9 protein-coding genes, 1 pseudogene and 1 riboswitch are annotated in these 12053 nt (G+C 65.6%); of the genes and pseudogenes, 2 read left to right on the top strand and 8 right to left on the bottom strand.

The genetic code is table 11. The features are described from left to right. Positions 1-220: 220 nt before the first annotated feature. Positions 221-1606, bottom strand: a complete 1386-nt coding sequence (locus APH44_RS00050; protein WP_054890641.1) for an aldehyde dehydrogenase family protein — start codon at positions 1604-1606, stop codon at positions 221-223. 118 nt (positions 1607-1724) lie between these two features. On the opposite strand from APH44_RS00050, the gene APH44_RS00045 reads away from it, so the two are divergent. Together APH44_RS00045 and APH44_RS00040 are read left to right on the top strand one after the other, a co-directional pair. Then, positions 1725-2588, top strand: coding sequence for a LysR family transcriptional regulator (locus tag APH44_RS00045; RefSeq protein WP_054890640.1), 864 nt, complete (start codon positions 1725-1727; stop codon positions 2586-2588). A gap of 230 nt (positions 2589-2818) precedes the next feature. Next, positions 2819-3340, top strand: coding sequence for an acyloxyacyl hydrolase (locus tag APH44_RS00040; RefSeq protein WP_054890639.1), 522 nt, complete (start codon positions 2819-2821; stop codon positions 3338-3340). A 131-nt stretch (positions 3341-3471) separates the two neighbouring features. On the opposite strand, the gene APH44_RS00035 is transcribed toward APH44_RS00040, so the two are convergent. The 7 genes and pseudogenes from APH44_RS00035 to APH44_RS00005 all read right to left on the bottom strand — a co-directional run bounded on the left by APH44_RS00035 (position 3472) and on the right by APH44_RS00005 (position 11846). Continuing rightward, on the bottom strand, positions 3472-4494 hold the full coding sequence (locus APH44_RS00035; protein ID WP_054890638.1) for an iron ABC transporter permease: 1023 nt from the start codon (positions 4492-4494) through the stop codon (positions 3472-3474). Then, positions 4494-5462, bottom strand: a complete 969-nt coding sequence (locus APH44_RS00030) for an ABC transporter substrate-binding protein (protein WP_054890637.1) — start codon at positions 5460-5462, stop codon at positions 4494-4496. Before APH44_RS00030 ends, APH44_RS00035 begins: the two co-directional genes overlap by 1 nt. Then, on the bottom strand, positions 5459-6235 hold the full coding sequence (locus tag APH44_RS00025) for an ABC transporter ATP-binding protein (protein WP_054890636.1): 777 nt from the start codon (positions 6233-6235) through the stop codon (positions 5459-5461). Before APH44_RS00025 ends, APH44_RS00030 begins: the two co-directional genes overlap by 4 nt. Positions 6236-6346: 111 nt before the next feature. Further along, positions 6347-6553: riboswitch (cobalamin riboswitch) on the bottom strand. 83 nt (positions 6554-6636) lie between these two features. Beyond that, entirely contained in the window at positions 6637-8688 is a 2052-nt protein-coding gene (paaZ, locus tag APH44_RS00020; protein WP_054890635.1) for a phenylacetic acid degradation bifunctional protein PaaZ, read from the bottom strand. Between the two features lie 24 nt (positions 8689-8712). Beyond that, positions 8713-9945 carry an OprD family porin gene (locus APH44_RS00015; protein WP_054890634.1) on the bottom strand — a complete coding sequence of 411 codons (1233 nt, stop codon included), beginning with the start codon at positions 9943-9945 and terminating at the stop codon, positions 8713-8715. 33 nt (positions 9946-9978) lie between these two features. Beyond that, positions 9979-11547: pseudogene (locus APH44_RS00010) on the bottom strand (cation acetate symporter); the annotation flags it as partial. Beyond that, entirely contained in the window at positions 11538-11846 is a 309-nt protein-coding gene (locus tag APH44_RS00005) for a DUF485 domain-containing protein (protein ID WP_054890632.1), read from the bottom strand. The pseudogene APH44_RS00010 and the gene APH44_RS00005, both read right to left, overlap by 10 nt. Positions 11847-12053 lie beyond the last annotated feature (207 nt).

The raw sequence follows: 12053 nt of genomic DNA, 5'->3' as shown, positions 1-12053 counted from the left end.
TCAAGTCTGGAAATACGCTGGAGGATCAACGGATCCTGCCATGCGTATTTGCCTGACACAATTGGTAAATCTGCAGGGGAGGGGTGCATTTTTGTGGCAGATGATCAGGCATCTGCCGTGTGGGTGCTGGCCTCTTCGCGGGCAAGCCCGCTCCCACAAGCTCTGGTGTGATCCTCAGTGGGAGCGGGCCTGCCCGCGAAAAGAGCGACGCGCACTCGCCTCAGTTACGGTCCAGCCACACCGTCTGCACGTTGCAGAACTCACGCACACCAAAGTGCGACAGCTCACGCCCGAAACCGCTCTTCTTGACGCCGCCGAACGCTACGCGGGGGTCGGAGGCGCAGTAGCCGTTGATGAACACACCGCCGGTGTCCAGCGCCGAGGTCATACGCTCGGCCTGGGCCAGGTCGGCGGTGTAGATCGTCGCCGCCAGGCCGAACTCGCTGTCGTTGGCCAGTTCCACCGCGTGCTCGGCGTCACGGGCGCTGATGATCGCCGCCACCGGGCCGAACAGCTCCTGCTTGAAGGCAGTCATGTCGCGGGTCACGTTGGCGAACACGGTCGGCTCGTAGAAGTTGGCGCTGCCTTCGACCTTCTTGCCGCCCAGCAGCAACGTGGCGCCTTCGGCGAGGGTCGCCTGGACCTGGCCATCGAGCTCGTCGCGCAGGTCGAAGCGGGCCATCGGGCCGATGTACGTGTCGTCCTGCAGTGGGTTGCCGATTTTCAGGGCGCAGGTCGCTTCCACGAACTTCTGCGTGAAGGCCTCGACGATGCTGTCTTCCACGATGAAGCGCTTGGCCGCGGCGCAGACCTGGCCGGTGTTCTGGTAGCGGCCAATCACTGCAGCCTTGACGGCGGCATCGAGGTCGGCATCGGCCAGCACGATGAACGGATCGGAGCCGCCCAGTTCGAGCACGCACTTCTTCAGCGCTGCGCCCGCTTGGGCGCCGATGGCCATGCCGGCACGCACGCTGCCGGTGAGGGTAATGGCGGCGATGCGCGGGTCATTGATCGCGCGGGTGACGCCATCCGGAGTGACGTTGACCACCTCGAACACGCCTTGCGGCAAGCCAGCCTGCTTGAACAGCTCGGCCAGCAGGTAGGCGCTGCCCATCACGTTCGGCGCGTGCTTGAGCACATAGGTGTTGCCGGCCAGCAGGGCGGGGACGGCGCCACGCAGCACTTGCCAGATCGGGAAGTTCCACGGCATCACCGCGAGGATAGGGCCGAGCGGGCGGTATTCGATACGCGCTTTCTCGACCTGGGTGGCCTCGGGAGCGAGCATGGCCGGGCCGTGTTCGGCGTACCACTGACACAGGCCGATGCACTTGGTCACTTCGCCACGGGCCTGGGCGATCGGCTTGCCGATTTCGCGGGTGATCATCACCGCGAAGGCCTCTTGGTTGGCCTGCAGTGCGTCGGCCAGAGCGATCAGGTATTCGCTGCGCTGACCCAGCGACACCTGGCGCCACTGGGCGTAGCCGGCCTTGGCGCGTTGCAGGGCTGCGTCCAGTGCGGCATCGGTGTCGTAGGGGTAGGCGCCAATCTGTTCGCCGCTGTACGGGTCGACGGAAATGGCATGGGTCAGGCTGCTGATCTCGCTCATGGCGGGTCCTCTTGTTGTCTTGGCGGTGTCGTATTCGACTGAAGGCCAGACTAGTGGCGTGCGCCTTTAATGAAAACTGAATAATAATGAGCGAAACATTCACGAATGGAGAAAGGCTGTGGACCTGGTGCAACTGGAGATGTTCAAGGCGGTGGCCGAACACGGCAGCATCAGCGCTGCCGCCCAACACATCCATCGGGTGCCGTCGAACCTGACCACCCGTATCAAGCAGCTCGAAGAAGACCTGGGGGTGGAGCTGTTCATCCGCGAAAAGAGCCGCCTGCGCCTGTCTCCGGCGGGCTGGAACTTCCTGGAGTACACCCGGCGCATCCTGGAGCTGGTGCAGGAGGCGCGCTCGACCGTGGCCGGCGAAGACCCGCAAGGCACCTTTGCCCTCGGCTCGCTGGAGAGCACCGCAGCGGTGCGCATTCCTACGGTGCTGGCGGCCTATAACCAGCGTTATCCGAAGGTCGATCTGGACCTCTCCACTGGCCCGTCGGGGACCATGCTCGAAGGGGTGCTGTCCGGACGGCTGGTGGCAGCCTTCGTCGACGGCCCGGTGCTGCACCCGACACTTGAGGGCATGCCGGTGTTCGAGGAGGAGATGATGGTCATCGCACCCTTGAACCACGCCCCGGTCAGTCGCGCCCAGGATGTCAACGGCGAAAGCATCTACGCCTTCCGTGCCAACTGCTCGTATCGGCATCATTTCGAGAGCTGGTTCGTCAAGGACAAGGCGGTCCCGGGCAAGATCCACGAGATGGAGTCGTACCACGGCATGCTCGCCTGTGTCAGCGCCGGTGCAGGCCTGGCACTGATGCCCCGCAGCATGCTCGACAGCATGCCCGGCGCCAGTACGGTCAGCGCCTGGCCGTTGTCCGAGGATTTTCGTTACCTCAAGACCTGGCTGGTCTGGCGTCGCGGTACGGTGTCACGCAGCCTGAGCATGTTCATCCGCCTGCTGGAGGAGCAGGCCGGCTGAGGAGTTCGAGGCGAAAAAAACGATACCTTGCTAACTTTTTTCCTATTCGATAGTGGCAAATGACTTTCATCTTTTATCGCGGCTGACGATAATCAGAAAAGTATTACTACTTGTGACCCCAGATGGGATGGCCTGGGGCGCAAGCGAATAACGAGAGGCCAAGCCTCCACTTGCTGCAGGCACGACCCACCAGGGCACCTGCCCGTGAAGACCTTCTGGAGTAGTCATTGATGAAAACCCGTCTTGCCACCTCGCTGGCCGCCGCAGTACTGGCTCTGGCCGGTGCCAACCTGGCCCAGGCCGCGCAAATCTCCGGTGCCGTGGGCGCCACCAGCCAGGGCGACATGACCTATCGCATCGGCCTGTCGTTCGACTGGGACAAGAAGTGGCTGCAGAGCAGCACCGGCCACCTGACCGGTTACTGGGATGGCGCCTACACCTACTGGGAGGGTGGCGACTACAGCGGCGCCCACTCCCTGTCGTTCAGCCCGGTATTCGTCTATGAGTTCGGCGATTCGGGCTACGTCCCGTTCATCGAGGCCGGTATCGGCCTGGCCGCCTTCTCCAAGACCGACGTCGGTGATCAGAAGCTGGGGTCGTCGGTCAACTTCGAAGACCGCATCGGCTTCGGTCTGAAGCTGCCGGGTCAGCAGAAGATCGGTATTCGCGCCACGCATTACTCCAACGCCGGCATCAAGCAGCCGAACGACGGCATCGAGTCGTACGCGCTGTTCTACAGCGCCGGCTTCTAAGCGCTGCCTGTGCACCGTCGGTATCGGTCCGATGGTGCACACGCGCGCCATGCTAGCCCTGGCTGAAGGCGTGGCTTGACGAGCCCTCTGCCAGGTCAGGGCCGGCGAGCAGTCCGCAGGTATCGTTCATCTCAGGCCTTGCGTCGCAGCAAGAGGATGAAGAACAGTCCGCCGATGGCTGCCGTGGCGATGCCGATCGGCAGATCCTGCGGGGCGATCAGCGTGCGTGCGCCGACATCGACCCAGATCATGAACAGCGCACCGAGCAAGGCACAGGCCGGCAGCAGCCGGCGATGCTCGGCACCCACCAGGCGGCGAGCGACGTGGGGCAGCATCAGGCCGACGAAACCGATGGCGCCCGACAGCGACACCAGCACACCGGTCAGCAACGCCGTGCCGACGAACACCTTGGCCCGCACGCGCCGGGTGTCGAAGCCCAGGCTGACAGCGGTCTGCTCGCCACTCATCAGCGCGTTCAGCGCCCGCGCCAGGCTCATCAACAGCACGAAGCCCGCCAGCACGCAAACGGTCGGCAGCCACAGCAGCGACCACTGTGCCAAGCCCAGGCCGCCAAGCATCCAGAACATCACCGAGGCGGCAGCATGCGGGTCGCCGGTGTAGAGCAGCAGGTTGGCGGCGGCCATCACCACGAACGACACCGCCACCCCGGCCAGCAGCAGGCGATCGCTTTCCAGGCGCCCACCACGACTGGCCACGCCGAGCACCAGCAGCATGCTGCCCAACGCGCCGATGAACGCGGCCAGGGGCAGGCTGAAGGCACCGGCGAACGGGCCGAGAAACAGCACCACCAGCACTGCGCCGAACACCGCCCCGGAGCTGACACCCAGCAAGTGCGGATCAGCCAGGGGGTTGCGGGTCACTGCCTGCAGGGCGCCGCCGACCAGCGCCAACCCTGCACCGACCAGCGCCCCCAGCAGCACGCGCGGCGCGCGGATCTGCCAGATGATCTGCGCCTGGCCGCGGCTCCAGTCGCCGCTTTGCCCCAGCCCCACCTGCTGCAAAACAATGCCAACCACCTTGCCCAGCTCGACCTGCGCCGAGCCGAACCCCAGTGACAGCAGGCACGACAGCAGCAAGGCCAGCAGCAGCGAAACGATCAGCAGGCGATAGCCCGCAGGGCTGCGAATCGGCATCAGCGGCGGGCCTCGGCGAACGGCTGCGGATGCAAGGCCGTGGCCAGGGTCTCGATGGCCTGGGCGTTCTCCACCGACGGTGTCACCTCCAGGTACGACAGCACCACGAAACGCTGCTTGCGGATCGCCTCGACACTGCCCAGTGCCGGGTGCTGTAGAAGGAAGTCGCGTTTCTGCTGCCAACTGGTGGGCCCATAGTCGACGATGACGATCACCTGCGGATCGCGTTCCACCACGCTTTCCCAGTTCACCTGGGTCCAGCTGGCGGCGACATCACTCATGACGTTATCGCCCCCCGCAGCGCTGATCAGCGCCTGTGGCATCCCGAAGCGTCCGGAGGTGGTGGGGCGGTCTTCGCCACTGTCGTAGAGGAATACGCGCGGCCGTTGCCTGACCTCGGCCATCTGCGCTGCGACGCGCTCGACGCGTTGGCGCAACTGGTTGACCAGCGCGGTAGCGCGCTCGCGCACATCGAAGATGCGGCCAAGGTTGTCCAGGTCGCGGTAGAGGTCGTCGAGGCTGGCCTGGCGTTGCGGCATGATCCAGGAGCACGACTCGCTCAGTTCGTACACCGGGATATCGAAGGGCGCGAGGGTCTGTGGGGTGACCGGCCCGCCGATTCGCATGCCGTAGCTCCAGCCGGCGAGGAAGAAGTCGGCGTTGGCATCGAGCAGGTTTTCTACCGACACGTAGCGCGGCGCCAGCTCTGGCAGCCCGTCGAGTGCTTCGCGCAGGCTTGGGTCGAGGGTTTTCCAGCCGCTGATACCGCTGTAGCCGGCCATGTGGTCGCGCAGGCCGAGGGCCAGAAGCATGCCGGTGAGATTGATATCGTGGCTGACGGCATGCTGCGGCGCATGGGTGAAGGTGACGTCGCGTTCGCAACTGCGCACGGTCAGTGGATAGTTGTCGGCCTCGGCGGCCAGCGGCAGGGCGGCCAGCAGGGCCAGGCTGGTGAGCAGCGATTTCATGCGGGGCTGATCCAGGTAATGCGTGGATGGGAGGCCAGCGGGTGGCGGTCGACCAGTGCCTGTACGCCGAACACCTCCGCCAGGCATTGCTCGGTGAGCACCTGCCCTGGCGTGCCGTGTGCGACGATGCGCCCGGCATCGATCACGTACAGCCGATCGCAGAAGGCGGCGGCCAGGTTCAGATCGTGGAAGCTGGCCAGCAGGCTCAGGCCGGTGTTGCGCAGTTGCTGCAGCAACCCCAGCTGGAAGCGTGGGTCGAGGTGATTGGTCGGCTCGTCGAGGATCAGCAGCCGAGGTTGCTGGACCAGCGCTCGGGCCAGCAGCACGCGCTGTTTTTCTCCGCCCGACAGGCAGATGAAGGCATCGAGGGCGCGCGGCAGCAGGTCGAGCCTGGCCAGGGTGTCGTCGATCAGACTCGCGTCGCCATCACCGTCGAACCAGCCCAGGTGCGGGGTACGGCCCATGGCAACGACGTCACGCACACTCAAGCCGAAGTCTTCGGGGAACTCCTGCAGCATCACCGCGATGCGCTGGGCGACCCAGCGTGGGTTGCGCTGCCAGATATCCTCGCCATCGAGGTGCACCTGGCCTGCGCAGGGGCGATTGAAGCGGTAGGTGCAGCGCAGCAGGCTGGTCTTGCCGCTGCCGTTGGGGCCGATCAGGCCGACGAATTCGCCGGCGCCGATCTGCAGGTCGATGCCCTCCAGCAGCGGCTGCCCACCGCTGTGCGGTGACCAGTGCAGGCCTTGGATATGCAGGGTAGGGCATGACATGGATGAACCAACCGTCGCAGGGTGAGTGATACCCGTACGGTGGAGGTGCGCGCAGCTGTCGCGGGCGTGCGGCTGCCGCGAGAACCGGCCTGCGCCCGCCCACCGCGGGAGTTGCCAACTGCTGTGACAGGCCGGTCTCCGGGCTTGCGAGGGGCGTGAGGCATTCACCTTCCCATGCCGTTGGCACAGTGGTGTATCGAATGCATCGCTCGCTTACCGTTGCGGGGGCAGCGCCGGACTGCTCGCATGGGCGAGGCACCGGCTTCCCGTTTAATCCCCGGCTCGGCGGCAGGGGACACCTGAAACAAGGGGCGCATCTGAGCATTTATGGGGTGGGGAGTCAACCGGCCCTGTCGCGGGGCACGCCCGCGCCAGGGCCGACACGTTCAGGCCGGCAATGATCAACTGCGCTTGAGCACCAGCGTCAGGATGTCGTAACTGGCCACCAGTTCACCGAGCTGGTTGGTCACCTCCACATCCCAGGCCACGACCCCTTGCGGCTGCCCCAACGGGCTGGTCTTGCCCTGGTCGATCTTGCGCTTGCAGGTCAGGCGCGCCTGGATCGTGTCACCGATCCCCACCGGGTTGATGAAGCGCAGGGTGTCCAGCCCGTAGTTGGCCAGTACCGGTCCTTCACCTGGCGATACGAACAGCCCGGCCGCCGCCGACAGCACGAAGTAGCCATGGGCGATGCGCTTGCCGAACTGCGACTGCTTGGCGGCGATTTCGTCGAAATGCATGTAGAAGTGGTCGCCCGACAGGCAGCCGAAGTTCACCAGGTCCGCCTCGGTGACGGTACGTCGGTGAGTCAGCAGCGATTCGCCGATGCGCAGTTCATCGAAGTAGCGACGGAACGGGTGCACCTCGGTCTCGATCACTTCGGCGCCGCGCACGTGCTCGCCGGTCACCGCTGCCAGCATGCTTGGCGAGCCCTGGATCGCGGCGCGCTGCAGGTAGTGCTTGACCGCCCGCAGGCCGCCGAGCTCTTCGCCGCCCCCCGCACGCCCGGGGCCGCCGTGCTTGAGCTGTGGCAGCGGCGAGCCGTGCCCGGTGGACTCCGGCGCGGCCTCGCGATCGAGCACCAGCAGGCGGCCGTGCCAGGCGGCGGCCGCGGGAATGGCCTTGGCGGCGATGGCGCGGTCGCGGGTCACCAGGGTCGCCACCAGGCTGCCCTTGCCACGCGCGGCCAGGGCCAGGGCTTCGTCCAGGTCGTCGTAGGCCATCAGGGTGCTGACCGGGCCGAACGCCTCGATATCGTGGGCGCCACCCTCGGCGTGCGGGTCACGTGCGTGCAGCAGGGTCGGGGCGAAGAACGCACCTTCGGCCACACCTTCGCCCACCGGCGAGAAGCCGTCGTCGGCGCCGAACAGCTGGTCGCAGCTTTGCAGCAGGCTGCGCACGCGCTCACCGACGTCAAGCTGCTGGTCATGGGAGGCCAGCGCGCCCATGCGCACGCCTTCGACCGACGGATCGCCCACCACCACCTTGGCCAGGCGCTCGCGCAGGCGGGTGGCGACGGCATCCAGGTGCCTGGCCGGCACGATGGCGCGGCGAATGGCCGTGCACTTCTGGCCTGCCTTGGTGGTCATCTCGCGCACCACTTCCTTGACGTACAGGTCGAACTCCTCGTCGTCGGGGGTTACGTCCGGCCCGAGGATGGCGCAGTTCAGCGAGTCGGCCTCAGCGGTGAAGGGCACCGAGTTGCGCACCAGGTTCGGTGTCATGCGCAGCTTGGCTGCGGTGTCGGCGGAGCAGGTGAAGGTCACCAGGTCCTGGCCTTGCAGGCGTTCGAGCAAATCGCCGGTGCTGCCGATCACCAGCTGCAGGCTGCCGGGCGGCAGCAGGCCGGATTCGTCGATCAGGCGCACCACGGCTTCGGTCAGGTAGCTGGTGGAGGTCGCGGGCTTGACGATGCACGGCATGCCGGCGAGGAAAGTCGGTGCGAACTTTTCCAGCATGCCCCAGATCGGGAAGTTGAAGGCGTTGATGTGCACTGCCACGCCTGCCCGTGGCACCAGGATATGGCTGCCGGCGAAGCGCCCTTGTTTGCCCAGCGGGATCGCCGGGCCTTCGTGCAGCAGGTTGCCCGAGGGCAACTCGCGGGTGCCGATGCCGGAGTAGGAAAACAGCGTGGCATTACCGCCTTCGATGTCGATCCAGCTGTCGGCACGGGTCGCGCCGCTGTGGTGGGAGAGGGCGTAGAGCTGTTCCTTGCGCTCGGCCAGGTACAGCGCCAGGGCCTTCAGGCGGGCGGCGCGCTGTTGAAAGTCCAGGGCCATGAGCCCGCCAAGGCCCTGGCGGCGGCCGAAGTCCAGCGCTTCGGCGAAGTCCGGGCGTTCCTCATGGCTATAGGCCAGGACCTGCCCATCGAGGGCGCTGCGCAGGGCCTGGGCGCCGTGCTGGCCGATCCAGCGACCGGCGATGAAGCTCTGCAGGGTGTGGGCTTCAGACATGCTGTTCTCCTTTGAGGGGCGCGGTTACCACAGCGCCAGGGTGTAGCCGATGATCAGGCGGTTCTCGTCCACGGCGTTGGTCAGGCCATTGCCGGAACGGAAGGTGACGTTGCGCCAGCGCAGGCTGACGTCCTTGAACGGGCCGCTCTGGATGACATAGGTGAGGTCGGTGTCGCGCTCGCGTTCGCGGCCATTGCTGAGGGTCGCGGTTTTGGCGTGGCGACCGTCGGTGTAGCGAGTCATGAAGCTCAGGCCCGGAATGCCCATCGCGACGAAGTCGTAGTCGTAGCGCACTTGCCAGGAGTCGAGACCTGCGCGGGTGAAGGTGTTGTAGGTGACCAGGTTGACGGTGTAGGGGTCGCCACCGTTGAGAAACGGAAACGCGCTGTCGCCGGACATCTGCTGCCAGGTGGCGGTGAACTTGTGGGCCTTCACGCCCAGGGTGAACATGGCGTTGAAGTTGCGGTTGTCGATGCTGCCTGCGCGTTCGGCGCCGTCGCCGCGGCTGTCGAAGTAGCGCAAGTCGCTGCGCAGGCTCAACCCTTCGCCCAGTGGCTGGGTGTGCAGCAGGCCCAGGTACTGCTGGCGGTAGACCTCGTCGAGCTTGGCGTAGTAGTAGCTGACGCTGGTCTGTGGGGTGATCGCGTAACTGCCGCCGCCGAAGTCGAAGTGGTCGCTGCTGGCCGCGCCGTAGCCGATGTCGTCGCGCCCGGATGAGTCGCGCAGGTTGGCCTTGGTCAGCCGTCCGGCGTTGACGGTCAGGCCCTCGACCTCCTGGCTGGTCAGCAGGCCACCCTGGAAGGTCGATGACAGCAGGCGGGTGTCGTTGTACACCACCACCGGCAGAATCGGCTGCAGGGTGCCCAGGCGCAGGGTGCTCTTCGATACGCGCAGCTTGCCGGTCAGCCCCAGCTCGCTGTAGTCGTCTACCGGTTCCAGGCTGTGCGGGCCGAAGGGTAGCAGGCCGGTGTTGCGCCGGTCGCGGCTGGAGTCGAGCTTGATCCCCAGTTGCCCCATGGCGTCCACGCCCAGGCCTATGGGGCCTTCGCTGAAGCCCGATTCGAAGCGCGCGGTGAACCCCTGGGCCCATTCCTCGGCCTTGGCTTGCGGTGCATTGAACTGGCGAAAGTCGCGGTTGATGTAGTGGTTGCGCAGCTCGACGCGGGCGTGGCTGTCAGCGATGAAACCCGCCATGGCCGGCAAGGGCAGGGCGAGGGTGGCCAGCCAGGCGGCCGACTTGAAACGAGTGTGGTTCATTGTTGTTATACCCGACATTCGAGGTTCAAGGGTTCAGTGCTTGCTGGCGCCGGCAGCGCCGATCCCGGTCATGGAGCGAATGAACTGGCCCAGGTAGCGACCACGCTCTTCGCTGGCCCGTTGCGAGCTGTCGGTGACCGAGAAGGCCCAGGCACCGAGAAAGGCCAGGCTCATGGAGAACAGCGCCGGGTTGCTGTAGGGGAACAGCGCGCGCTCGTTGTGCAGCACGTTGACCCACACCGCCGGGCCCAGCACCACCAGCACGATGGCCGAGACCAGCCCGGCCATGCTGCCGGCTACCGCGCCGCGGGTGGTCAGGCCTTTCCAGAACATCGAGAGCAGCAGCACCGGGAAGTTGACCGAGGCGGCAATGGCCAGCACCAGGCCCGAGAGGAAGGCGATGTTCTGCGATTCGAACAGCAACCCCAACAGCACCGCGAGCAGGCCGATCAGCAGGGTGGCGATACGCGACATGCGCATTTCTTCCTGCTCGCTGGCCTGGCCCTTGCGCACGACGCAGGCATAGAGGTCGTGGGAGATCGCCGAGGCACCGGACAGCGCCAGGCCTGCGACCACGGCAAGAATCGTGGCGAAGGCCACTGCCGAGATGAAGCCCAGGAACAGGTTGCCCCCCACGGCCTGGGCCAGGTGCACGGCAACCATGTTGCCGCCGCCGATGATCGCGCCGCTGGCGTCGCGGTAGGCCGGCTCGGTCCCCACCATGACGATGGCGCCGAAACCGATGACGATCAGCAGCAGGTAGAAGTAGCCGATGAAACCCGTGGCGTAGAACACGCTCTTGCGGGCTTCCTTGGCGTCACTGACAGTGAAGAACCGCATGAGGATGTGCGGCAGCCCGGCGGTGCCGAACATCATGCCCAGCCCTAACGAGATGGCGTCGATGGGATTGGACAGCAGTGCGCCGGGGGCCATGATCGCCTGGCCCTTGGCATGCACCGCTACGGCGCTGGCGAACATCGCCTCGGTGCTGAAGCCGAAATGCTTGAGCACCATGAACGCCATGAAGGTGGTGCCCGACAACAGCATCACCGCCTTGATGATCTGCACCCAGGTGGTGGCGAGCATGCCGCCGAAGGTCACGTACAGCACCATCAGTACGCCCACCAGGGTGACGGCGTAGAGGTAGCTGATACCGAACAGCAACTCGATCAGCTTGCCGGCGCCGACCATCTGCGCCACCAGGTACAACAGCGCGACGGTCAGCGTGCCGAACGCGGCGCTCAGGCGTACCGGGGCCTGGGCCAGGCGGTAGGAAACCACGTCGGCGAAGGTGTACTTGCCCAGGTTGCGCAGGCGCTCGGCGATCAGGAACAGGATGATCGGCCTGCCAGCGAGTACGCCCAGGGCATAGAGCAGGCCGTCGTAGCCGTTCATGAACATCATCGCCGAGATACCGAGGAAGGACGCGGCGCTGATCATGTCACCCGCGATCGCCAGGCCGTTCTGCATCCCGGTCAGGCCACCGCCTGCGGTGTAGAAGTCACTGGTCGAGCGGGTGCGGGCCGCGGCCCAGCGGGTCACCAGCAGGGTGAAGCAGACGAACACCATGAACATCGAGATGGCAGTCCAGTTCATTGCGCGCACTCCTGGCGAACCTTGTCGTTGAGCGGGTCGATGACGCGGTTGGCGCGGTGCATGTAGATGCCGGTCAGGGCGAACGACAGCAGCACCATCAGCACACCCACCAGCATGCCGACGCTGGTGACGCCGCCACTGAGCGACTGGCCGAGCAGGCCGGGGGCGAAGGCCACCAGCAGCACGAAGCCGTAGTAGGCGGCAAGCATGGTCAGGGTGAGGCTGCCGTTGAGGCGGCGCTTGCGGCGGATCAGTTGCTGGAAGTCGGGGTGCTTGCTGATGGAGTCGATGTGCTCGGGTGTCATGGGAAGCGGTCCTCTGTCTTGTAATTGTTTTTTCAGGTCACGCAGGGTGTTGCGGGGTTGCTGGCGGCCTCATCGCGGGACGAGCCCGCTCCCACAGGTACAGCAGTGACCATGGGTCTTGTGGGAGCAACGGTCTTGCTCAAAATTTGAAGTCCAGCCCAATCCCTGCGGGAGCAGGCTTGTCCCTTTAAAGTCCAGCCCAGTCCC

This window comes from Pseudomonas sp. NBRC 111143, from assembly GCF_001320965.1.
In the GTDB taxonomy this organism is placed as follows: domain Bacteria; phylum Pseudomonadota; class Gammaproteobacteria; order Pseudomonadales; family Pseudomonadaceae; genus Aquipseudomonas; species Aquipseudomonas machongensis.
Note: the sequence above shows the minus strand (reverse complement) of the source record. Positions and strands in the feature narration are given on the sequence as shown.

Coding starts and splice junctions, on each gene's coding strand:
- APH44_RS00050 (WP_054890641.1), bottom strand. CDS start 1,606: ATGAGCGAGATCAGCAGCCTGACCCATGCCATTTCCGTCGACCCGTAC.
- APH44_RS00040 (WP_054890639.1), top strand. CDS start 2,819: ATGAAAACCCGTCTTGCCACCTCGCTGGCCGCCGCAGTACTGGCTCTG.
- APH44_RS00035 (WP_054890638.1), bottom strand. CDS start 4,494: ATGCCGATTCGCAGCCCTGCGGGCTATCGCCTGCTGATCGTTTCGCTG.
- APH44_RS00030 (WP_054890637.1), bottom strand. CDS start 5,462: ATGAAATCGCTGCTCACCAGCCTGGCCCTGCTGGCCGCCCTGCCGCTG.
- APH44_RS00025 (WP_054890636.1), bottom strand. CDS start 6,235: ATGTCATGCCCTACCCTGCATATCCAAGGCCTGCACTGGTCACCGCAC.
- paaZ (WP_054890635.1), bottom strand. CDS start 8,688: ATGTCTGAAGCCCACACCCTGCAGAGCTTCATCGCCGGTCGCTGGATC.
- APH44_RS00015 (WP_054890634.1), bottom strand. CDS start 9,945: ATGAACCACACTCGTTTCAAGTCGGCCGCCTGGCTGGCCACCCTCGCC.
- APH44_RS00005 (WP_054890632.1), bottom strand. CDS start 11,846: ATGACACCCGAGCACATCGACTCCATCAGCAAGCACCCCGACTTCCAG.